This is a genomic window from Paenibacillus sp. RS8, from assembly GCF_041956825.1.
Lineage (GTDB): Bacteria > Bacillota > Bacilli > Paenibacillales > Paenibacillaceae > Paenibacillus_AQ.
Genome location: NZ_CP168131.1, coordinates 3,221,432 through 3,246,227, shown reverse-complemented (window position 1 = coordinate 3,246,227; position 24,796 = coordinate 3,221,432). Strand labels below are relative to the sequence as shown.

Annotated in this window: 13 protein-coding genes and 2 pseudogenes; all 15 read right to left on the bottom strand. The window is 43.1% G+C overall.

The window, feature by feature from the left end; translation table 11 throughout:
• Window positions 1–8: 8 nt before the first annotated feature.
• Entirely contained in the window at window positions 9–824 is an 816-nt protein-coding gene (locus tag ACDZ28_RS15925) for a SagB/ThcOx family dehydrogenase (RefSeq protein WP_375105163.1), read from the bottom strand.
• 12 nt (window positions 825–836) lie between these two features.
• Window positions 837–2,087, bottom strand: a complete 1,251-nt coding sequence (locus tag ACDZ28_RS15920; protein ID WP_375105162.1) for a YcaO-like family protein — start codon at window positions 2,085–2,087, stop codon at window positions 837–839.
• Window positions 2,088–2,109: 22 nt separating this feature from the next.
• The gene (locus ACDZ28_RS15915) at window positions 2,110–3,030 is read right to left on the bottom strand and encodes a hypothetical protein (protein WP_375105161.1); all 921 of its coding nucleotides are present in this window, start codon (window positions 3,028–3,030) and stop codon (window positions 2,110–2,112) included.
• 259 nt (window positions 3,031–3,289) lie between these two features.
• Window positions 3,290–3,466: a hypothetical protein gene (locus tag ACDZ28_RS15910; RefSeq protein ID WP_375105160.1), complete on the bottom strand. Its 177-nt coding sequence runs from the start codon at window positions 3,464–3,466 to the stop codon at window positions 3,290–3,292.
• 197 nt (window positions 3,467–3,663) lie between these two features.
• Window positions 3,664–4,172 (bottom strand): annotated as a pseudogene (sigK, locus tag ACDZ28_RS15905) (RNA polymerase sporulation sigma factor SigK); the annotation flags it as partial.
• 60 nt (window positions 4,173–4,232) lie between these two features.
• The gene (locus tag ACDZ28_RS15900) at window positions 4,233–5,330 is read right to left on the bottom strand and encodes a serine hydrolase domain-containing protein (protein ID WP_375105159.1); all 1,098 of its coding nucleotides are present in this window, start codon (window positions 5,328–5,330) and stop codon (window positions 4,233–4,235) included.
• A 179-nt stretch (window positions 5,331–5,509) separates the two neighbouring features.
• Window positions 5,510–5,701 (bottom strand): annotated as a pseudogene (locus ACDZ28_RS15895) (sigma factor-like helix-turn-helix DNA-binding protein); the annotation flags it as partial.
• A gap of 280 nt (window positions 5,702–5,981) precedes the next feature.
• Entirely contained in the window at window positions 5,982–11,990 is a 6,009-nt protein-coding gene (locus ACDZ28_RS15890; RefSeq protein ID WP_375105158.1) for an S-layer homology domain-containing protein, read from the bottom strand.
• A gap of 288 nt (window positions 11,991–12,278) precedes the next feature.
• On the bottom strand, window positions 12,279–13,832 hold the full coding sequence (locus ACDZ28_RS15885; RefSeq protein WP_375105157.1) for a response regulator: 1,554 nt from the start codon (window positions 13,830–13,832) through the stop codon (window positions 12,279–12,281).
• Window positions 13,833–13,986: 154 nt separating this feature from the next.
• On the bottom strand, window positions 13,987–14,469 hold the full coding sequence (locus ACDZ28_RS15880; protein WP_076107167.1) for a sensor histidine kinase: 483 nt from the start codon (window positions 14,467–14,469) through the stop codon (window positions 13,987–13,989).
• Between the two features lie 267 nt (window positions 14,470–14,736).
• The gene (locus tag ACDZ28_RS15875) at window positions 14,737–19,857 is read right to left on the bottom strand and encodes a glycoside hydrolase family 66 protein (RefSeq protein WP_375105156.1); all 5,121 of its coding nucleotides are present in this window, start codon (window positions 19,855–19,857) and stop codon (window positions 14,737–14,739) included.
• A gap of 221 nt (window positions 19,858–20,078) precedes the next feature.
• Window positions 20,079–21,065 carry a substrate-binding domain-containing protein gene (locus ACDZ28_RS15870; protein WP_341429896.1) on the bottom strand — a complete coding sequence of 329 codons (987 nt, stop codon included), beginning with the start codon at window positions 21,063–21,065 and terminating at the stop codon, window positions 20,079–20,081.
• A gap of 178 nt (window positions 21,066–21,243) precedes the next feature.
• Window positions 21,244–21,972 (bottom strand): ThuA domain-containing protein, encoded by a 729-nt coding sequence (locus ACDZ28_RS15865; protein ID WP_042125259.1) that lies wholly within the window; start codon window positions 21,970–21,972, stop codon window positions 21,244–21,246.
• A 15-nt stretch (window positions 21,973–21,987) separates the two neighbouring features.
• Entirely contained in the window at window positions 21,988–23,055 is a 1,068-nt protein-coding gene (locus tag ACDZ28_RS15860) for a Gfo/Idh/MocA family protein (protein WP_256717860.1), read from the bottom strand.
• Between the two features lie 107 nt (window positions 23,056–23,162).
• On the bottom strand, window positions 23,163–24,794 hold the full coding sequence (locus ACDZ28_RS15855) for an alpha-glucosidase (protein ID WP_076099583.1): 1,632 nt from the start codon (window positions 24,792–24,794) through the stop codon (window positions 23,163–23,165).
• Window positions 24,795–24,796: the final 2 nt, after the last annotated feature.

Below are 24,796 nucleotides of genomic sequence, written 5' to 3'. Positions count from 1 at the left end.
GCTTTTTTTTATTTTTCATAGTAGTCCTCTAGTTTTAGCTTCAAAGCATCTATTGGTGCCTGTTGTTTTTTTCCAAAACAATGAAATAAAGCAACTCCATCTTCAACATCATGTAGATTTAGTAGTTGCTCCAACTGTTCATCTATAAATCCTCCTATTGCCACGACTCCTAGTGATAATGCAGAACTTACTAGATATAAATTTTGAGATAAATGTCCAACATCAATATTAATAAATCTATAGCCTCGATTATCATATTTCTCACATGTACTACTAATGTTTATTGTACTAACAATTATGAATGCGCAATTATCTACATAGTATTTGTTCATACCACTAACTGACTCATGAAATTGTCTTCTAAAATCGCCAACTTTAACTAATTTAATACTATTTGAGATTTCATCATAAATGTAAATTCCCTTTTCAATTCCTCGTACATTAAAAGCTACTAGATATATTTCAATTGGATATATCCCTCCCGCAGAAGCTATAAATCTATAATTATAATTATCCTGAAATCGAGAGACTCCATAAGAAAAGTGTAACAGAGTTGAGACAATGTCGAATAATATTGGTGTACGTATCTCATAAATTCTTGTTGTCATTCTTTCTTTTAAAACTAAAGGAAAACTTTTATCAATTAATGATTCTTTTGGGCTCAGCTTATAGGTTTTCATTCCTTCTATCATTTTACGATTAACTTTGAGCCGAAACGTTCTCCTTGATAATATCCGCATTCTTGCAGGAGATATTTTTGTATTATAGTGGAATAAATTAGCTAAATCGTAACTATTTCTTAAATTCACAGTCCTTCTTGACAATGCTTTTTCCTCCTATGCAAAGGGATGCGGTGCTTTATTGTATTCATTATTTCTGTCAAGCCTTTCACAATTTAATGCAGGATACCTACATTCTAGATGGGCTAGTTGAGGTGCGATTACACGAACTACATTCATCCCACCTTTATTCACATCAGAAGTTGTTAAATCAAATGCCACGAGATCATAATGCATAGATGAAAAATACTCTAATAATTCGCTCATATCTTCGAATCTATTACAATTTTTTTTATTGAAATCAACATATTCACCTTTTAATAAAAAATCAAGTTCATGAAAGTTATCCATATTATAGGCATAATAGAGAATGTGTGAGTCCATAGAATTGATTTCATTAAACTCACCACTTGCCACTCGAATTTTATAATCAGGTGTATTCATATAATTAAAACATTGTGAGGCTTCCTTTATAGCTCCTATTAGCGCCTTCTTTTTATTAAAATCAGTTTTCGCACCACATGAAATATACGGAGTTACTTTCAAATCATTAATAATCAAACAAAAAAAAGAAGGAACGTTAATATCAGTGGTAATATCCAATACAAATAAGGAGAAACCAGTTTCCTTAACTAATCTAACAATCTCCAAAATGTCCGCATCCATAATCGTTTCTAAATCAATAATAGGTTTTGAAGTTTTGTTTAACCACATTAATGTAATGGCATCTCTTTCAATGCATTCTAAACAACCCGAAATCTCAGCCATTTCTAAAGAGCTTCCAGCAGCTAATCCAGTTGTAATATTTTCTCTTATTAAATTTGGGTATACAATATCAGGAAAAAAAACAAGATCAGCTGGTATCCAAATTTTTTTTCTTGTGGTAAGGCTGATGCCCTCGACCCACATTAATTTAGAATCCAACGAGACATCGACAAAAGGGAAGCCTTCTATATTATAGTAATCAGGGGTATAGCGAGTGACTTTTGTTGGATCTATTTTTTCTCCAGACAATTGATTATAACTACGTTCTATTAAGCGATGTGGGTGTGTAAACAAGCTTGAATATCTCTCAATTGCTTCTCCCAATGCTGAAATTCTTGCTTCATCTTTATTAAAAAAACTAGTTCCTACTCCACTTAAAAAAGAATCCGATAAAAGATCAAGATTTCGCTCTTTTAATGGCTTTCTACTTGCAACAAATGTATATAAAGGAATTGATGCTGATAGAATAGGAACTTCTTGAATATTATTTACTATACCTGTTCGTTCGTTTACCAAGAGATGATACCTAGGAGGATAACTCATGCACTCTCTTCCCCTTTGATTATTAATTAGAGCAATATTGGCAGTTTGGCAGACCCAGTATAGGGGCTATCATTAGCTCGTAATTATTAAGGTTTAAATTAAGCTCACTATCTTCAAGAATAGATCCAAGGTTACTGAAATATTTGATTAGCTCAGTACTAACTATTCCCATTGCTACTTCAACAAATCCCGGAATTGCAGGTACAAGCCCCTTTTCAAAACTACTCTGCATGTAAACATTGCGATTTTTATAAAACGAAGCTTGTATTGAGTTTGTAACAATTCGAACTTGAAAACAGTTATAGCAGTATATACCCCCAGTAAATATTGGACCTATTTGTAAATGCATCCCATCCAATACAATTCTCATAAATGGAATTTTTGTATCTATCAATCTTCTATTAAGTGAATCAAAAAGCTCTTCATTTTCAAAAAAATCTACACCTATTATCAACTCTGGCTTACTATCGCTTATGTCTAATTCCTCAACAATACAAAAACGACCCTTAAAATATTTTGCAAATTCATCTTTTAAAAATTGATTCCCGATAATAGCAATTGTCCTGCATGATATGATTTGAATTGTTGATAAAATCAAACTTTTGTCTAATTTTCCAAATAAATAATTATATAAGAATTCATTCCCAGAATCTTCATCTTTATTTAACCAAGAATTGTGATCAATAACATAAACAAAACCCAATTCCGATAAATGAGCTACTAGCGCCGCAACATATGTAACATCTAAACTGGCATCTCTAGAGATAGTTAAGATGGTATTTTTCCCATTTAACAAAGGGAGCACACTCATTAAATCTGAAACAGATCCCCCTTCGATAGTGAATTCTCTACCAGATTTGTAAAGTAGGAGTTTATTTTCACCAATAAGGTTATACATACTACCTATAAATCTAGGAATGCTATTATTTTCACACATATTCATTCCCCTCCCCCTCAACATACTAGGAAAATATATTTAAAAAAATCAAAAGATGAGTTCTGATACATACTATAGTTTCAAGGTTCATGCAGATAAAATAAGCATACATCCTATCTGTTTGGTGATAATAACTGTGAACACAGTTAGCTATCAGCTAAGTTCTACTTCCCACCACTTTACTTCATCCGTTATATAAACATAGAAACCTACCGTAGAAAGTAGGTTTCTCAATCTGTGAAGTAGATTTCTATGTATTTAATAACTATTTATTATTAGAACAACTAATATAACAAGCTACTGCACATCCGTAACCACCACCACTTGAATTGCCACCACCTCCACCTAGATTTCCTCCCCCACCACCAGTTCCAGGGTTATTTTCCAGCGGAGTAATGATACCACTTTCTGTAACTTTCAAATCTACCAATTTGTTTTGCACTTTTCTCACCTCCTCATATATTTCATAATATATTATTTATTTCCATTTAAGTCAATAATTTTAATTAACTCTTTTTTTCAATATAATATAATATAAAATTCCATAAATACATAATTAATTATTTTATACAATTCTTTCGAATTACATATTTCATTTCGACAACAAAAAGAGCCTGTCAAAAGACAGACCCAATCCTCTCAACGCTTCGCCTTATAAAACTCATGATACAACTTCATCAGCGCCCTTTTCTCTATCCGCGAAACATAACTCCGAGAGATCCCAAGCTCCTTCGCAATCTCCCGCTGCGTCCGCTCTTCCCCACCTGTATCCAATCCAAACCGCCCCACTACAACTTCTTTCTCACGATCATCCAGTATATCGAGGTTACGATATATCTTGCTCTTCTCGATCTTCAGATCCACTTCTTTAATAACATCATCAGCCTCGGAGCCAAGGATATCGATGAGTGTAATTTCGTTTCCCTCTTTATCAGTCCCTATCGGATCATGTAATGAACCTTGCGGGTCTTTTTCAATGATCTAAGATGCATCAGGATTTCATTTTCAATACAACGTGCTGCAAATGTGGCCAGCTTTGTGCCTTTGTTTGGACGGTAACTCTCAATAGCTTTAATCAAGCCAATAGTTCCGATGGAGATCAGATCCTCCATGTCTTCCCCAGTATTATCGAATTTTTTGAGGTTGTGGACACGATATGATGTCAAAAATAATTGCTTATTCCTCGTTATATCATCAAACTGTAAGGCCTATTCCTCCGAATCAAGCATGCGTAACAGCACATCTCTCATATCCCCAAGGTTGATTCCCTCTGCATTGCTGAGCAGAATGACCGCTGTCCCCTGAGACATATCTCTCCAAATCTCAGAAGAGAAACCATTGATTGCCCCATTATGTGCGTACATCATCCCCATTGGATCGGGTATCCCCCATCCCAAAGCGTATTCATCCAGATTCGGTTTGCGCATCGCTTCCCATGATGCATCACTGATGATTGTCCCGTTCTCGAGCCCTAGAAGCCATTTATAAAGATCTTGTACGGTGGAATATATACCGCCAGCTGAATAAGGGACGGTCATATCGATAGGCCGGGCTATCTCAGAGATGTCGGGAGTAATAAGTGAATACCCAACAGCAATATCTGTATGGTTGTTGTCTTTTGTTAAATAACCTGATCTTTTCATATCGAGAGGTGTAAAAATATGCTCATTCAGATAGTCGCCATACGACTGTCCGCTAACTTGCTCAATCACAGCACCTAGCAGCACATACCCGGAGTTACTGTAAGAAAATCGGCTGCCCGGTTCAAACTCTAGTGACTTGTCTTTGAATTTGGCAATTAAATCGTCAACGCTAATTTTAATGTTTATTGATTTTAGAAAATCCGGAGAATTGGTATAATTGGGGATCCCGGATGTGTGGGTCAACAAGTGGTAAAGTGTGACTCTATCATTAGGGTAATCCTTAATATATGTATTTACGGGGTCGTCGACACTCAGCTTACCGGCCTCTTGAAGCTGTAAGATAGCTGCAGCGGTAAATGCTTTAGTAAGCGAACCGATTTGATGGATAGTATCTCGTCCATTAGGCAGGTTATTATTATAGTCCGCCATATTGTATCCCTTGGAAATTATAACCTTGTTATCTTTGACGAGAAGCACAGATCCCGAATAGTTCTTGGACATATACTGATCAAGCTTTTCTTCAAAGGCATCCTTGTGGACTATTTCATTCGCTTGCGGCAGCGTATCATTAATACTGTTGGCGCTGTTGACACTGTTGTCTGAACAGGAAACCAGTACAAAAACTAAACCGAAGATAGCAACGAATTTAAAATAATTTGACAAAAGAATCCCCCCCCTATAAATACATTGATTTCAGCTTTTAATAAGCAATCCGCTATCGAGTTCCCATCAACTCTCACCTTAATATACCGTACGTTATGCTAGAATTCACGTTCCAATTATGTAAAAAAAATCGCCTCGCAAGCATAAGCTTACAGGGCGATTTGGTAGATATTTCTGGACTACACGCTGGAGAGACAGTTCCTATTCCCTAACCGCTTCGCCTTATAAAACTCATGATACAACTTCATCAGCGCCCTCTTCTCTATCCGCGAAACATAACTCCGCGAGATCCCCAGTTCCTTCGCAATCTCCCGCTGCGTCCTTTCTTCCCCACCAGTATCGAGTCCAAACCGCCCCACGACAACCTCTTTTGAAATGTGTTCATGATTTATCATCTCCTCACATTCATTTGTTTCATCTTAGTATACCGCCCTATTTCAGATCTCCCTTCCGTTTTTGTGACCTTCCTTTAGTCGAAAGATGATATTCAAGTCTAAAAAGGGGAGTGACCACAGACAAGCCATTTGCGACTCATCAGCAGTCATTCCCCTTTTGTCATTTCTGGAATAGATTGAATATCACTTGTGCGATTTAGGTACGGTTCAGTTTCTCATCCACAGGACTCTTAATCGGAACCATGTTCTTCACCAGTTAATTCGTTTCTTGCAACGTTACAGCCGCAAGACCGATGCTTCCTCCCCAAGAATTGGTGTGATGATCCGTGACCATACTTAGGCGTACTTTGATTTGGTCTGCCAAATTCAACGCTTTATACTTGATCGTGAATTTACCGATCGTGGAGCCGTTTACTTGCGAGAGTTGATCGCTGTAAAGGACCCTGCCATTGATTAAGAATTCCAACTTCATAACGGAGTCATAGGCCAACGGATATACATGTACTTGCTGTACTTCCTCGCTTGTCGGCAAATCAAATTCAAACCCTGCCGACTCGGAGCCGCGGTAAGTAATGACATGCTGATCCTCTGGCGCAGCTCCGTCAGCATCCGTTGCGTTAAAAGAGATTGGCGAATCAGTTGCGTTCCCGTCTCCGGCACCCAATCGCTTGAAGCCGGCAATGGAATTTGCGCCTTGCTTCCGAGCGAAGACATTCTCGTCTCCACTAAAATATTGCGTCCAATCCTTGGTACCTTCAGCCGTTAGATTCAACGTATTCCCTGTAAAATCTGCGACTGTACCAGCAACATAAGGCGTTGGTTTAGCCTCTTCTTGCAACGTTACAGCCGCAAGACCAGCGCTGCCTCCCCAGGAATTGGTGTGATAATCCGTGACCATACGCAGACGTACTTTGATTTGGTCTGTCAAATTCAATGCTTTATAATCGATCGTAAATTTACCGATCTTCGAACCGTTCACTTGCGAGATTTGATCGCTGTAAAGGACTCTGCCATTGACCAAGAAGTCCAACTGCACAACGGAATCATAGGCCAACGGGTATACATGAACTTGCTGCACTTGCTCGCTTGTCGGCAAATTAAATTCAAACCCTACCTGCCCGGAAGCGCGGTGAGTAATGACATTCTGATTCGCTGGCGCATGTCCGCCAGCATCCGTAGCACTGAAAGAGATCGGCGAATCGGTTGCGTTCCCGTCTCCGGCACTCAATCGCTTGAAGCCGGTAATGAAATTCGCGCCTTGCTTCCGAGCGAATACATTCTCGTCTCCACTATAATATTGCGTCCAGTCCTTGGTACCTTCAGCCGTTAGATCCAGCGTATTCCCGGTGAAATCTACGACTGAACCAGAAACAGAAGCTACTTCCTGCGGCGACAGCGCCACAACTGTAATATTCTTCGACATTTGTACCGTTGTCCCATTATAAGTGGACGATATCTTCAGTGTGCCCTCTACGTTGAGGTGCGGCTGGATTGGATTCTTTACGGTACCATCTGACATTACTCCGTAGACATTGCCAGAATTAGTACTTTCAACAATGAGATTGCTGCCATACAGATTGCCTTGCACCGCGAAGTTCAAGTTCCCTGTAATGGCATCAAAGCTCTGGTTTCCATTCAACACGACGTCCCACGCAGCCTCAATATCCTTGGTGGCGCGTTCGCTGTCCGACATCGGCCTTTCTTCCGGTATCCCGCTGACCACATCACTGCGGGCACCTTCTGTTCCTGCCTTTACGCCTGCAACCGCTACGTAATATTTTTTGTAGTTAACCAAATTCGTAATGGTGTACGGCAGATTATTTGCTTCAACGACCTGATTCAATTCGGCCCGGTCTGTACCGTAGTAAATCCGGTAGCTGTCGATCGAATCCATTGGTTGTGCCCCAATGACAAGTTGGCGGTCGCTAGAGCTTACTGTGACCTTATCCATTTGTTGTGGAATCTCACTGCCGCCTTTGTACAAGAAAATACCTTTCAAGGAAATGGTACCGTTCAGGTTTCCGTGTTCAATCACATTTTCGACCTGTAAATAATTGCCGTCAGCGGAAGCTCTGTACGGAATTTCAACCAAGTAGGTTTGTTCTGTATCGTTTCCATACAATACCTGGCTTTGGCGTTGTCTGGAGCCATCGGACAGGCTGCTTTTAATGGTTACTTTAGCATTCTTTACCCCCACCAACACCTTCAATGTTTTCAAGGCGTTATCGGCGGGAACCATGAGCATAAAGCCTTCCTCTCCCTCGCTGTAACCTGCTTTCACAATACTCTTCGCATTGTTGAAGCCTAGCGCGGTCGCTTCTTGATTGTCAGCCAAGCTCATCGGATTTTCAGAAGAATTCGCTCGATAGCCAATGGTGTTGATATTATAGATCAAATTACCTTTTTGCAGCCTGTTCTGGATACCGTCTTTGATCTGCGCATTTGTTTGTGAGGTGAACACCACATAATCAGCCGCGTTAGCATCCAACTGTGCTTTGCTCAGATCGCTGTGTGCCGAATCAAATTTGTGAGCGCCAGCAGCCAGATAAGCTTCTTCCTCATCTTGGCCCGCAATGATGTAGTCATGGGTCCCCGCTTCAACTTGGAACGTTTTTTCCACACCATTGCTAGTTACATTCAGTGTAAAATCGTGTGTTGCGGTGACTGTGATCTGCACCGATGAAGCAGCGCTTTTGCGCTTGGCGGCGGACAAGGAAATCCGATTCGCTACACCTTGATGCTTCATATAAAGATTGCTGATGCCGTGTTCTTCAACAAGGTTGATATTCCAATTCACCTTATTGGCCGGCGCATTCAATCTAACACCGATCACATCTTCAATCATGCTGCCTATCACCAAATCTCCGGTCCAACCGACAAAATGGGAGCGGGCATACTCATGGTCAAATTGTCGTTGCCCCATCAACGTATATTCGCTTGAATAATTCTCCCAGAAGGTAGCCTGCCCGATCTTGTCGTCGGTTTTGCCAGCCTCATATACGTCGGTCAGCATATTAAGATGACGGATACCCTCCTGGAACGCCAACTCATTGTAACCGTAGTTATGCAATCCCTTCATATATTGATAAGACGTAGGTGCCCAAACAGCGCCTTCCCAATAGTTGCCCATCGGCCAAAACTTGCTGTTGGGGTTATTCGGGTTCGCATAATCATAGGTTACCGTAGATAAGCCGTTCGGACGGAACATTTTCTCCGAGTTCAAGGCGTAATTTCTAATCATCGCATCGGCGCGGTCGGGGGTAGCTACATTCGCGGCCATTGCCCACAATCCCGTTGGCGTAGCGATATTCGTGAAGTTTCCGTTCTGATCCAGGTTAAAATAAAACTTTCCGTCTTCAGACCATAACAAGTCATTAATTTTTTGCTTCAGTTCCTCGTATTTCGCTTTAAACGCCAGTTCTTTATTCGTGTCTCCCAATTCTTTGGATATAAGCGAAATGTAATATGCCGCTTGCGCCTGTTGAATGCTCAGATCATTATACGTTTGCGTCAGGTCGCCATGATCCTGATTCGGCGTATTATCAAGCCCGTTGGCGAGACCGGTCGTTTTACCGTATAAACCGTTGCTCATCGTCCGCGTTCTTTCCACGAAATTAAAGTGGGAAATGAGTCTTTCGAAGATCGTCTTTCCGTTGATCACTTTCGTGAAGCGATCGACATCTCCATGAACAAGGTACTGCTCCCATTCCGCCCACGCCCATAGAGGGGGATTTAGCGATTTCGGGTCATCATATGCAGCGTTCCATGCCGCGAATTCACCGGTCACCTCGCTGACTTCGCGATCAATAAAGCCGTCATCAGGACCTGCGCTGTCCACTTGGTGATAGTAGAAGTTATCCAGCGAACTTAATGTCGGGAACTGATTCAGACCGTATTTATTAAACATCGTCATGAACATCGTGTCCCAGGCATAAATGTAATCGTTATAAGCTTCATCCACATAATACGAATTTGGAGTGGGATTTAATGCGCTCCTAGCTTTTCTGATATTCCCTTTATGAGTGTCCCAAGCTTTATCAAAGAGTTCTGCACATTCCGGATGCTCCCCGAAATGCACTTTCGGGAGATCGGACATATCAATCTCATAGCCGCCGGCCACACGTACCGTCTTGTTCTTTGCTCCTGGTGCGGACAATTTGATGTAATCGATTTGCGTATATTGTTCTTTATTGGCAAACTTTAATTTATTGCTCCCTTGCTGGAGATTAACCGTAAAATCCGCAGATCCTCTGCCAAACATGGACCAGTCTCCAGTGTGGGGAGTGAGGATATCTACACCGTAATTTTGGCCGTTCACGAGCAAGATCAGCTTGGCATCGCCTCCGCCGTTAGCGTAGGAAAGATAAACGTTGTAAGGGCCGGCTGCCGGAACATTGACCGTCAACTCCACGTATCTGGACATGTCGTTAGTGGAGTCAATACCACCGACAAATCGGCCGCCGGAAGCCTGTATCGTATCGCCGATCCAGACGCCTTGACCCAATGCCCCATCCTCAGCTTCATAATATTCAGAATATTGGTTGCCGGAACCCTGACCACCAGAACCTTCGCCGCTGGAACCCTGGCCACCAGAGCCTTGGCCACCGGAACCCTGGCCACTATCGCTGATCCATACTCCTTTACTCAATTCCCCGCCCTCAGCTTTATAAATTGGATCGTAAGTCCGCGGCTGATTTGAGATCAAATTGTACATAATTTGCGCGCTTTCCGCTCTACTTTTAGCTTGTTTAGGCGCAATCTGTTCTCTGCCGATCCCTTGCAGCAAACCGAGAGCAGATGCTTTGTCGATGAATACCTTGGCCCAATCGCTGATTTGGGCTGCATCCGTGTACACAGCTTTCACATCGGTATAGTAAGGACCGAATTTATACTCATAAGCCCGAACAACCATAGCAATGATCTCTTCTGAGGTAATCGTCCGATTAGGATCGAATGTATTTGCCGATGTTCCAGTAACAATGCCGGATTCGAAGGCAGCCTCAACTACATCGGCAAACCAGTCTTGCTCCGCTACGTCAGAGAAGTTCGCCTTCTTCCCATTTGCCGAAAGCCCCAGGTAGCGAACCAGCATAGCCGTGAATTGAGCGCGAGTTACGAGCCCATCTGGAGCGAACTGGCCATAGTCGATACCGTTCATGATATGTTTCGCGCTGACAGTCTTAATCGCGTTGGCAGCCCAGTAATTGCCAGGAACATCAGTGAATGCCTGGCTATATTGCATAGCAGCGTAAAGACTGAAATGCGTTACTGCCGCTATCATAGAACCGTTATTCCATTCACCACCGACATATTCAAAGTCGCCGAAATTTGTCAAATTGTAAATTCCCGCTAGTTCAGGATTAGCATCCGAACCCAACGGAAATGATAATTCGATTGGTGCAGCGAAAGCTTCCGACGTTTTAGCGTTGCCGTCCGTATCTATGGCTTTCAACGCGAAGTCGTAGATTTCACTGGCTAAGGAGGCTTTCGAATCTTCCGGCACATTCAGCTTGTTGGCTAAGGAATCCCTCTCCTTTGAGTCCAACTTCTTTGCAATGAAAGCGATATGCGCACCTTTCGCTTTCTCTGCCGGCAACAAATCAGCCACCTGCCGCAGCACCGATGCAGGAATTTGCACGGTTACGCCGCTGCCTCGGATGACAAAAGCTTTCGCTCCTTTTATCTCACTGGCTCCTAGCGGAAGCAGCAGTTGATCAGCTCCGTCCGCCCATTCAATCGAAACTCGGCCATTGCTATCAGGCGCGAGATCATCCAACGGCATACTCCATTTTCCGTCAAGTACTTCGACTTGATGCGCCGTATCACCGGCGACCTCGAACGTGGCCGTGACATAGCTTTTAGGGGATTCTGCCAAATACGCTTTGGCTGTATACTCTCGATTATTGCCCGTTATCGGCGAAGTCCAATTCACCTTCAGCGTTCCGTATGAGGTCTGCGTTGGATAGCTGCCCTTCGCAACTTTCTCGTTAAGGTGCCATATTTCCAATTCCAGCTTACTTTGCGTACTTGCCTTTGCATCCAGCTCTATCGTAAACTCGACGGATTCACCCGATGTAAACTTGGTCTTGTTTACGTTCAGCGTTTTCATGGAATGTGCACCCAGCTCCTCCGCAGAAACCCGCGATACCGACCCTAACCAATCGCCAGCCATTGCAAGGCCGCCCTGTATAACTAGCAAGAAACATAGCATTATTAGCAACTGTTTCTTCAACGAAGCATGTTTCTTCTTTCCTTTACTCTGCATTTCCATTTGCCCCTTCCTACTATTATCAACTTCCATTATAGTAGCGATAGAAATATTCGGTAACCGCTTTCATATCTGAAAAGGTGTCTTATATTCCTTGCATTTCTAAAATTCAAGACATTTTTTTCGCAAGGTGTCTTATATTTCGTTTTTACAATAAAAATATCCACTTCCCACTGTATACAAAAAAAGGAACCCAGCCAATAGGGCTGATTCCTTCGTTTTCGATGGATTTTCGGTCCACAGCCGCCGACCAAGAGCAAAGCGCTCAACAGAATTTTGCGTAAGCTATTCAACCTCCCTATGCTCGATTCCCTGACACTGTTCTCGGTATTCGGCAGGTGTCAAGCCGGTCATCTTTTTAAATAATTTACTGAAATATTTCACATCATTAAAACCCGATTCACTTGCTACCTCGTATATTTTCGTTGTTTTGTTTCTTAAAAGCTCTTTTGCCCGCTTCACTCTCAATTGAATCAAATAATCAATAAAATTCAGCTGTGTATGTTTCTTGTATAAAAGACTGAAGTAGTTCCGGCTGATGTGAACATGATCTGCTACAGTCTGAAGCGTAATGTCCTCTGTGTAATGTTCGTGGATGAATTTCATTGCTTTATCAATAACACTGTTCGTCGATTTATACGGCTCATCCGCTTCAATCGCTCTGCAGCATTCGTGAACACCTGAAAGCAAATTAGTCCATAGTTCATGAAAGGTCTCACTCTTCAAAAGCTGCCCACAATATTCAAGTAGAAGGAGCAAATCGATATGTTTACCCACAAGGCCTGAGAATAAATCGCATGCTTCCCTTTTAATATGTTCAGCCTGGATGCTTTCTTTCTTCCATTGCTGTAACCAACTGTTTAAACGGATCGCCATATCCGGTGCAAACTCCTTGATCTTCATTAGCAGTTCGGGATGATATGTATCCTCGAGCTGTGGAGAACCATCGGGACAGCTATGACTGTAATCATATAGGCCTCCGCTCCCATCAAAGAAGTGACGTTCATATACGTTGCAAGTCTTATGATAATTTGATAACCAGTTCTTCGGTTGCGATTCCGTGACATATCCAAAGGTAAGCCGTAAGCCCGTTCTCGTCTCCAGATTCTCTTTTAAATTCACGATGTTTGTTGTCAGCGGCGTCAAAAACACGATTTGCGATTCATTGATAACAATGGACAATCCATCGTTATCATGCAAATAAAACTGTTCCTGCAATTCCACCTTCAGCATACTTAAGTAAAGAAACCCTTTCTTTTCCTGTAATTCTTTGGTCCCGTTCAGTAAGGAAACGATCATCGAATAGCCTTTATCTTGATAAGCTTCTGATAAACATTGCGCAAACGTGTCTTCATCCATGTCTTGTGAAAGTACCTTCTTAAAATCATGCTCGGATTTTCTGCGCTTTACCTCTTGAACGTTTTGTTGAAACCGAGATACGCTCTGATGAAGCAAACGGTCTTTCTCGATCAATTGAATGGCACGCTCCAGCAGCGCTGCAAGCTCCTCTGACTCAATGGTAGACTTCAGTATATAGTCAATCGCCCCTAGCACCACGCTTTCCCGAACATAATCAAAGTCACTATAGCTGCTAATAAGGATCACCTTGATATCAGGCCACTTTTGTTTCGCTTGTCTCGTTAGCTCCAATCCGTCAACCAATGGCATCTTGATATCTGTAAGAAGAATATCAACCGGCTCGACCTCCAAGGCTTGAAGCGCCTCCGCCCCATTGGAATATTCACCGGCAAACTGCAGCCGCTCATCCTCCCAATTGATAGTTGCCTTCATACCAGCTCGAATAATCAGTTCATCATCCACGATCATCACTTTGTACATGACGCTCTCTCCTCTCTTCATGTGTTAGTAATGGCCATTTTTATTAGCTTTAGCTGGACGACTGCACCTTGTCCGGCGTTACTGAATACCTCCAATTCCGAGCCCGGCAGAAAATAAAGATGGATACATTCCACTACATGCTTCAAACCGATGCCTACCTCGGAAAAGTCGCGTCTATGCTGTAGCCGGGATAGCATTCCAACTGCTCATCACCTATTCCCATCCCATTATTGCTAATCTGTACAACGATATTTTCAGGGGAATCTGTAATCGTAATGTTGATTTCTCCGTTCTGACCGCTTGGTACAATACCATGAAAAATAGCATTTTCCACAATCAGTTGAAAAAACATTCGTGGAATCATAAATTCGAGAGCCTCCGGGTCGACTTCGGTACGCAAGGTAAAAATGAGATCATAACGAAGCTGTAAGATATCCGTATATTTAGCAATAATGTCCAATTCTTCTCTTATCGGTACCATCATACCCGTTTTCCCCATATACGCTTCCATTAGACGGTTAAAGTTTGTGATCCCTTCATATGCTTTGTTTTCATCTCCAAATTTAACCAGCCAGCGAATCGTATTCAGCGTGTTAAACATAAAATGAGGATTGATTTGGTGAGTAACCGCTTGCAACTCCGCTTTCCGAAAAATAAATTCAAACCTATCATCGCGGCGAGTAAGCGATCCCTGATCTTCTGAAAAGGTGCCTGCAATTCAAGCATCTTTTCTTCAAAGCGGCCTCCTAGACCTGAATTGTCAGCAGCACTATGATACTCCATACCTTGTCCGTATGACCTGAGGGCTAGTAAAAAGCGACCACAAGTAAATGAATCTTTAAACAGAACAGCTAGTAAAAAAGAAGCGGTAACAATTTCTGCCGCTTCTTTAAATTAATAGAATCTATCGGTTTATCAGATTCAGTATCCGATCAATTGCTTGTGCAATCTCTGCACGGGTGCTTGGGTTCAGAGGAGAAAACTGACCGTCTGTATTTCCTACAAACAATCCAGATGAAGTTGCGAGACGTACCGCCAGCCGAGCCCATTCAGCAATATCTGAAGCATCAGAATACTCAGCAGTAATATTGCCTGCAGCCTGTCCTCCGGCATATTGATACGCCCGTAAAAGCAAGACCGCTAATTCCTGGCGTGTGACAGGTGCATCAGGTGAGAATTTCTCCGCCGTCCGACCATGAATTAGTCCGTTGCTGTACGCGGCTGATAACTCCGCCGCGTACCACGAGGAGTCAGGCACGTCTGCAAATACAGCCTTGTCTCCGCTAGTCTGAAGACCCAGCGCACGCACCAGCATAACTGTAACTTCCGCCCGTGTAATGCTTACGGATGGAGAATAATGATTCGCTGTCCTGCCAGTAACGACGTGTTTGGCCACCAGTGAAGATATTGCTTCGTAAGCCCAATGGGTACTAGGTACATCGGAGAATGTCTTCAACCTCTCATAAACAGCGAACTCACCTTGATTGTTCAGTTGGGCCTGCAGGGTGCCGGCAGAAGAATCAAATACTCCCCCTGCGTAACGGTATAGCCCATCTCCCTGTTCTTTGATGTAGAGCCCCAACAACTTCCCCTTAAGCTTAGCATTCGTTACCTCTAGTTTCACAGTTGCTTGCAGACTTAATCCCGGCGTCGCTAAGCTTTTTCCGTTTTTATCTTTGATTCCTAACACGAGTGTGTACACCTTGCTTTTCAGAGTATACTCTTGAGAAGGGCTCAAAACACCGTTAGACGGAGCCCCCGCATTGCCTATTCTCAGCTCAAGATAAGCCCCCTTACCGCTAGAATCTGCCGCGGCAATCTCCTTCAGCTTGTCTGCCTTCCAAACCATTGAGAGTCCATCTGTTTGGATGACCAAATTGCGTGAGCCAATTAATTCTCCAGCATTTAGCGGTAGTAGTATGGATTTGACCTGCTCATTCAATACAATATTAACAGTTTCTCCTTGAGCGGATTTCAGCTCCTGCTCGGTGATCATCCGTGTTTCACCCATCTGCACCGCAGTCGCTACCGGCGCTACATCTGCAGAAGTTCCTGGCTTTGCCGGATTTGTTGGCGTTGGTGAAGGTTCTGGAGATGGTGAAGGTTCGTTCCCTGTATCTGGGAACAGCTTCTGAGCCTCTGACTGCCGCGGTTGATAATCCACCACAAGCATCGTCCAGTATTCGACGCTTGGAACATTCAACACAATCTGATCTCCATCCCAAGTGTAATCCAATTCCTGCATCGTTCCCCCGTTTTGATCAGGGGTTGCCGCAAAAACCTTGAGTCCAGAAGCATCTTGAGCAGATAGTCGAACCGGAAAAGTCACTTGCAAATTGTGCTGCACATCCGGCTCATTGGCTGAGTTTCTCCAGTTAGAGTCATTGTTCAGCAGGTTCACCAGATGGACTACATCATAGGATTGATAACGCTCGTTCTTATTGTCAGATCGAACGGTGTACCATAGCGTATTTTCTGAACCGTCTCGGCTCAGCTCGACCTGCTGTCCCGCGGCATCTTTGACAGCAATCTCTCTATCATTGACTGCCTGGCTGTCATACAAGAGATTTTCATATGCGGCAAAGAATTTGTAATAATCCTTCATTATTGTCTTGGTGCTCTGATTCATCTTTTTACTACGGTTCGGATAATACTCGTTGGCAAGCATATTGGGCCCTTCAGCGATATGATCGGCCGTCCCGAGTTCAATATGAGTTGCCCCCATAACTGAGAGCGCAGCGTCCATTAACCGAACGGACGGCTCGTTGAAATAGCCTGTAGTCACACCTCGGAGCTGGATCATGCCTGGAGTGTCATCCTCTTCCATTTTCAGCGTGATCTTGTGGTTGCCTTCTTCCATATACGGTACAATCACATAGGCCTCTTCGGAATAATCGTCCAGACTGCCTGTGCCGTTAAATGCAACGTCAAGATCATTGCCATTGCTGTCCTTCGCCCGTACGCCATCAATATAAAGGGAGCGGTTTGTATACTCTCCGGCATTGGAGTACGTAAAGATCAGGCTTTGTTCTCCCGATTGAGGAATGGATATCGGATAAGTAACCTGCTGTCCTACCTCGCTGAAGTTGAGTACCGTATCCTTATAAAGGGAGAAGGCCGAATCATTTTTCTCCTGAGTGGATTCCGCTTCGTACATTCTGGTTATTGCTTCCGGCCCATCACTGGTTACTTTCAGTTTGTCCACTTTGATACCGCTGTCTGTCCCTTCCGTCATTTGAATCACAATCTGATTCCACCCTTGAACCAGGGAAATTCCGGTTTGGACTGTTTCCCCCCATTGGCTGCCTGACGTTGGTGCAAAAGATGCCAAGGTTCCTGCAGGATCGCCTGAATACACGCTGCGGCTGACTGTTGCTGCTCCATTATTCTGATAGACCCAACCGAGTGTATACAGTCCAGCTTCAACCGCATTTACATTGAATACTATCCGGTCATTCTCATTGTTGAACTCCGAGACATAACCGACAACCGCAACTACACCATTCTTCATTTCTGCGTCGCCTGTACTGTATTCATAATCACCGGCGACAATCCCGCCAACATTAATATACTGTCCGGAGGATTCCATCTTCAGTGTAATCTTGTGCTTCCCGGGCGGAATGTTTACGAACAACTCTTTTGCTTGCATAGGACCATCCCATTCTCCCGGCGTCTTAGCAAAAGTTATATTCTGGGCATCCGGAGCAGGCTCTCCATCAACAAGCACCGACATAACCGGACTGTTGCCTCCATGGTACATAACCGTCAACGTGTTCAGCTGCTGTTCGGCATACACCGAGTATGTTACCGTCTGGCCGCTTTGGCCGAAATTGTCAGTTTTGCTCTCCGTGAAAGTAACGCTGTTGGTCTGCGGCAGTTCAGCTTCAGCTGCTTCATATCGCTGTCCATTAAGGGCCATATAGCGTAACTTAATACCCAAGTCATCTTTGGGAGCCTTCAGTGTAATCGTGTTGTCTCCTGCATTCAGATAGACGCTTGCCATATTCTCCTTGCGGGCAAACTTTGTCCAGTCTCCCTGTCCAAGGAAAGAAACTTCGCCTTGGGATACATTGTTGACCATGAGTGTACGGCTGACTTCCTGCCAATCGGAAGCGTAACTAAATCCGAGCGGGTAGTTACCCTCAATAGGAACCTGTACATGGAATGTCACATAATCATTTTTGGTATCAAAATAGTAAACATGGCTGTACTGGTCCACCTTTACGGTATCGAGTTTTGCATCCACTGCATCGTAAGATTGCTTAATGTCTTGTCCTTGTACCTCGAGACTATGCAGATTAAGCCACAAACTGTTCGTATTCAGTGTAAGCTTAACCGTATTGTTACCTTCCTTCAGCGTTGCCGTCACTTCGGCTGTCGCCGAAGGATTCCCCCAACCGGTGTTAGCACTGAATGGAATTGCAGCAGCCGCAATTTCATTGTTAACAGTAAGCTTTCCTTCAGGGTAACCTGAGCCGTTACCCTGTCCATAATGGAGAAGAAGCTTATACATACCGGTGGCAGGCGCATTAACCGTAAATGTAACCGCATCCGTATCCTTGCGACCGAAATTCCCCACCCAGCTGTCCTGAACTTTGGAGATCCGGGATTGATAATTTACAGCAGCAGGAACATCCTCGGCTTCCGTTCCACGTGTTTTCACACCTGTAGCCTCTTTCATATTCATATAACCCGCAATTACCATTGCCTTGCCGCCGTTTTTCGCCCGTGTATCCTCCACTACCTTCTGAAGATCACTGTACTGATTACGGTCATGCCATATTTCGCTGTAATCAAAGTCCGTCTTTGTATCCGGATCTGGCACAGCACTGTAATCTAAATTCCCTCCCACCATGTTGAATGTGACATCACTTTTTGCCGGATTATTTTCTACCAGTGATTTTTTAACCGAGTTTATCAGCTTGTCATAATCCAGGGAATAATAGCGTTTATTTCCATTGTAATCATAGAGATGACTATTATCATTGGCTCCCCATTGGTCCAGATGGATGCCGTCAAATCCAAAGACATTTACAGCACGGTCAAACTGTTTGGTAATATAATTCTGCCACTCTACATTCCCAGGATCCTGAAGATAGAGGGCTGTTTCTTTACCGTTGAAATCGAAGTGATAACCGTTTTGGCTCTGCTGCGGATTGGTTTTATCAATATTTTCACTGCCATAAAGCCCCCACTCCGGACTAACGCCATAGTCTTCATAATTTTCCCGAGCCGCATAGTTCATCTCATAAGCCATTGCCGCTGAGCCGTATTTCTGGGCAGCCTCTACCTGCTGTTTAATCGTAAGCGGATACAATTCCCGGTTTAACAGATCCAGATAATGAGTATCAGCGTTGATCTCCTCATCGACAAAATTTCCTTCACTGTCCTTTAGCGGTTTACCATCTGCATCAGTTTTGGAGTAAACGGACACATCGTGTCTCCACATCCAGTCATAAAATTGATAACCATTAAGATAATAATCTTGTGACAACTGTTTTAGTTTGGCATCACTCTGCGCTGCAGTCTCACTGCTGAATTCACTTGTGTACCCGTATCTCGGGTATCTCTTCCAGTCACTTGAAACATCTATAGCCGCCGTAACATAATCATGATCAGCTGCTCCGCTTACCCACGCTTTTACCAGATAACCGGTAAAATCATCATCAGGGGTCTTCCATTTAACCGACAAGTCACCTTGTCCTTTCAAGACGGTAATCGGTTTACTCCCTTTGGCGATCAGCGTATTCAGGTTGTAGATCTCAACGTTCAGCTTTCCCTGCCACTGTTCGTCATCCTTCAATTTGAGGATAAGTTCGGCCTCTTCACCTGGGGAATAACGAGCTTTACTGACCCCAAGGTATGTAATCGCTTTCAAAATTGACTGATTGCTTAATGTGCTCCCACTCTCATTGTCTGCATGCACCGTTGATGGTCCCAGCGGTCCCGCAGACAGAGGGAGTGCTAACTGCGCCGAAAGGATAAGTGTGAGTAATGCAATGTAAGGCTTCTTCTTGTTCACCATTATATTTCCTCCATCTTGTGATTTATTTAGAATAGGACACATTGCCCAGTCCTACTTCTATATTGTTTATGAAGCAAGAGTCTTTCCGTCAGCAATTAGATCAACCGTAGTATAAAAAACTATATTTTGACGAGATTTATATTTAGAAAACAACTTTATGTCACATCGTCTGAATGTCTCTGAAATGAATGTAAACGTTTACCCAATAAATAATATAAAAATCAAATTATTGTACGCACTGTTTCCCGCTCAACAATATAATGATTCATGAGAGTGCTGTTTGGTAATTCCAGAGGTTTTTCTATCAGAGATAATAACTTTTCCACCGCCAATCGCCCCATTTGATCCAACGATTGATGTACTGTCGTTAAAGGAGGAGATATAATTTTTGATAACATCAAATCATCGTAGCCAATCATAGAAAGATCCTCTGGTATTTTCAACCCTTTCTCAAAGGCCTTTCCCATGGCTCCAATTGCCATTTCATCACTAGCTGCAAATACTGCAGTAAACGGCGGGGCTTCACTCAATAGTTTTTCCATAGCCACACGGCCACTTTCCATATGAAAATCTCCGTAAGCTATTCTGGCCTCGTTAAATATAAATCCTTGTTCCTCGAGCGCTTGCCGGTAACCTTCCACACGAGGAATTCCCGCTATCATATCAGATGGCGTTCCAGCAATCATAGCAATATTATAGTGCCCTTTATTGATTAAATAGGAAGTAGCTTGATAGGCAGCAAGTTTATCATCTACTTTTACAAAAGGGATGGTGTACTTTGAAGAATATGCATTGACGAGCACTAAGGGAGTTTTCTTCTGTCGTAATTGAAGATAATATTCATCCTTCAAAACTTCGCTTGTAAATATTACTCCGTCCACTTGTTTTTCCTGGAGCATCTCCAGACAGTTTTTTGTTCTTTTGCCATCCTCACCAGTATTGCAAACAATGACCATATAATCCTTATCATAGGCAGCCTTTTCAATCCCATGAAGAATACCACAAAAAAAATCACTTGCTACGCTGGGGAAAAGCACTCCTAAAGTTCTTGTTTGTTTATTAATGAGTCCTCTAGCTACTCCGTTAGGATAATAACCCAGTTCTTCCACAGCCTGAAGTACATTGAGCTTAGTATTATGAGAGTAACCTTCTAGATTATGAATAACCCTTGATACTGTACATACTGAAACATTGGCTGCCTTAGCCACTTCTTTAATTGTTGGAGTAATGACACTTTCCTCCTTCTTGCGAATGCATTTAACTATAAAATAAACGTTTGCATAGTCTGAGCCCTTAATCTCAATAACAAACGACTCGCCCTCCTTATCAAGGGAGAGCAAAGTCTTGACACAAAATAATCATGATATGGTGACCATTGTTCACGCTTTAAGGAATAAGTTCCAACGGGGCTACACGTCCGTAAGAAACTTTAGGAAGTTCATCTTTTGCCGCCCAACGAATGCTGTTACTAATGACTTGAAGTACCTCAGGCTGGTGGTATACCGGGAAAGTCTCATGCCCTGGTCTGAAGTAAAAGATATTGCCTTGTCCTCGCTTGTAGCAGCATCCGCTACGGAACACCTCTCCGCCTTCGAACCAGGAAATAAAAATAAGCTCATCCGGCGCCGGAATCTCAAAACGTTCACCATACATTTCTTCCTTGTTAATTTCAATATACTCTCCAAGGCCCTTGGCAATCGGGTGTCCCGGCTCAATGACCCAGATTCGCTCCTTCTCACCTTCATCACGCCATTTCAGAGCACCAGTATTGGTACCCATTAAAGATTGAAATATTTTGGAGTTATGTCCAGAGTGGAGAACGATTAATCCCATGCCATTTAGCACCTTTTGACGTACCTTTTCCACAATTTCGTCACTAACCTCATCATGGGCTAAATGCCCCCACCATAACAATACATCTGTTTGTTCTAGCACCTCATCAGTTAATCCGTGTTCGGGATCATCCAGAACCGCTGTTTTTGCTTCCATATCTTCTTGTGTGTTCAAATAGTTGGCAAGTGCCATATGAATACCATCTGGATATATAGCTTTAACTTCTTCGTTGTGTCTTTCATGGCGGTACTCGTTCCATACTGTAATTTTGATTTTAGACATGATATGCCCTCCCCGTTATATTGAAATCCACCGTTGTTCAGTTAATGAGACAATAATTGAATCAATGGCATGTTGGTTTATATATCCGTCTTCCATATTGGCGTCGCATCCGTCGCCCTGTCCATTAACCAGATTAATAAAAGATGTCATTTGATCCACATGAAATTCTTCAGGAATATCTACTTTTATGAAGACCTCGCCGCCATCCTCAGAAGACTTAACATATAGTACATCCTCTTCTTCCAGGTTATAAAGAATCGCTCCCCGATCGCCGAAAATTTCCACTTGCTGAAAGTTTCCCCGCCCGAATGCGAATCTCGAAATGGCCATCGTGGACGAGGCTCCCCCTTCAAGCCGAGCCAGCACATGACAGAAATCATCAACATCCACCTCGCCCATGCCATCGCCTTCAAGTAGGGTGCGATCCTTGATAATCGTATCGGCATCTGCCATCACCCGTTCTACATTGCCCACAAGAAAACGTTGAAGGTCGAGCAAATGCGAACCTAAATCTCCAAGCGCGCCTGAACCGGACAGCTTCTTTCTGAATCTCCAGACTAGCGGAAGCCGCTCGTTAAGCCCCCAGCCTTGTAAATACTGACCGTAGACATGCTTGATCTCTCCTATTTTGCCCTGATTGATTAACCATTTCGCATATCTTACTGCCGATTTGTACCGATAACTGAAACAAATCATATGCGGTAGATGAGCCTCAGCCAGCAGATCACGCAACGCGGCAGCTTCCTGTACATCGAGAGTCACCGGCTTCTCTAGGGCAAACGGCTTACGATGCTTGATTGCCTCACAGGCTATTTCAAAATGGTTATAATTCGGCGTAGCGATCGTCACTGCTTCAAGTTCTGGGTCCGATAACATTTCTTTGTAATTCAAATATCTTCGTGCTTCCGGGATATTAAATTGTTCTCCCCTTCTCGCTAGTACCTCTTCCTTGCAATCACAAATCGCCCATAGGATCGCCTCTTCATTCGCCAACAGACCGGAAATATGCATGTCTGCTATTCCACCTAAACCAATTACACCAATTCTCAGCTTTGCCAATTTCACCACCCTATCCTTTCTCAAAAAAAATCTTCCACCTCTGTTTCATGCTATTAACGAAATTCTTCTATATATAGAAGAATTTAATTATGAAGGCAGCAATACCAATAACCTAAACCGGGCAAGTTAACCTACGCGAGTTTGACAGCAAATGCCTCATAAGGCTGTAATTGTAGTTGCTTAAATTCCATGTTATCTCTAGAATAATTGCAAATAATCATTTCTTTGACCGGCCCCAGCTCTGGTAATTCCAGCTTCGTTATTTCTCCACTAAAATTGGCCGCTATTAACCAGGTCTGTTCTTCATACCTGCGGAGATACATAAATACTTGATCCGGCACGCCCGCCACTAGTTCAAAGTCACCCCATACAACGATTGGGTTATTCTTCCTTAGTTCAATCAATTTACGGTAGCAGTGAAAAACTGAATCTGGATTCTTCAGATTTGCTTCCATATTAATTTCCGTATAATTTGGATTCACATGTAACCATGGCTCTCCTGTTGTAAATCCTCCGTTAGGACTACAATCCCACTGAATCGGGGTTCGGCCATTATCTCTTCCCTTCACATTAATGGAATTAATAATATCTTCTTTACTGTACCCTTGGGCAATCCGTTCATGGTACATATTAATGGTCTCAATATCTTGCGCTTCGCTGATATCCTGAATCGGATAATTGGTCATCCCGAGCTCTTCACCTTGATAAATGTAAGGTGTACCCTTCATCAAATGTAGAAGAATCGCGAACATCTTTGCGCTCTCTACTCGATATTGCTTGTCGTCTCCCCAACGGGACACAATTCTCGGCAAATCATGATTGTTCCAGAACAGACTGTTCCAGCCCTCGTTTCCCAATTCAGTTTGCCATTTCGCCAGTACCCGTTTTAATTCGCTTACAGCCAAGGGCTTTAGATCCCACTTTTCTCCCCAATCCTGCTGATCCAGACCAATATGTTCAAATTGGAATACCATCGACAGCTCGTTACGGTCCGGATTGGAGTATAGCTTCGCCACCTCTGGAGTCGCTCCCCAAGTCTCTCCTACAGTCAGAACATCATGCTTTCCGAATGTCTCCCGGTTCATTTCTTGTAAATATTCATGAAGCTTCGGACCATTTCCTGTAATTTCCTGATCCGGTATTTTCCCGACCAGATCAATCACATCCATGCGGAATCCGCCAACGCCTTTATCCAGCCAGAAATTCATCATGTCCCATACCTCTTGCCGGACTTTACTGTTCTCCCAGTTCAAATCAGGCTGTCTGCGGCTGAACAAGTGCAAATAATATTGACCGCTCGCTTCGTCGAATTCCCAAGCTGATCCGCTAAATGTCGAACGCAGGGAATTGGGAACGCCGCCATCTACAGGATCCCGCCAGATATAATAATCTCTATAGGGATTGTCCTTTCCCTTACTTGCTTCAACGAACCAGGGATGCTCATCGGAGGTGTGATTAACAACCAAATCCATAATAATTCGAATGTTATGTAGCTTGGCTCTTTCGATTAAATCATCCATATCCTCCATGGTTCCGAATTCGGTCATAATATCCTGGTAGTCGCTGATATCATAGCCGTTATCGTCATTGGGTGATTTGTATACAGGACTAAGCCATATTGCAGTTATGCCGAGTTGCTTGAGATAGTCAAGTCTGTTGATAATTCCCCTGAGATCGCCGATTCCATCCCCGTTCGTGTCTTGAAAACTTCTAGGATAAATCTGATATATAACAGCTGTCTGCCACCATCTTGTATTATTCATAT

Coding starts and splice junctions, on each gene's coding strand:
- ACDZ28_RS15855 (WP_076099583.1), bottom strand. CDS start 24,794: ATGAATAATACAAGATGGTGGCAGACAGCTGTTATATATCAGATTTAT.
- ACDZ28_RS15890 (WP_375105158.1), bottom strand. CDS start 11,990: ATGCAGAGTAAAGGAAAGAAGAAACATGCTTCGTTGAAGAAACAGTTG.
- ACDZ28_RS15865 (WP_042125259.1), bottom strand. CDS start 21,972: ATGTCTAAAATCAAAATTACAGTATGGAACGAGTACCGCCATGAAAGA.
- ACDZ28_RS15915 (WP_375105161.1), bottom strand. CDS start 3,030: ATGAATATGTGTGAAAATAATAGCATTCCTAGATTTATAGGTAGTATG.
- ACDZ28_RS15920 (WP_375105162.1), bottom strand. CDS start 2,087: ATGAGTTATCCTCCTAGGTATCATCTCTTGGTAAACGAACGAACAGGT.
- ACDZ28_RS15885 (WP_375105157.1), bottom strand. CDS start 13,832: ATGTACAAAGTGATGATCGTGGATGATGAACTGATTATTCGAGCTGGT.
- ACDZ28_RS15875 (WP_375105156.1), bottom strand. CDS start 19,857: ATGGTGAACAAGAAGAAGCCTTACATTGCATTACTCACACTTATCCTT.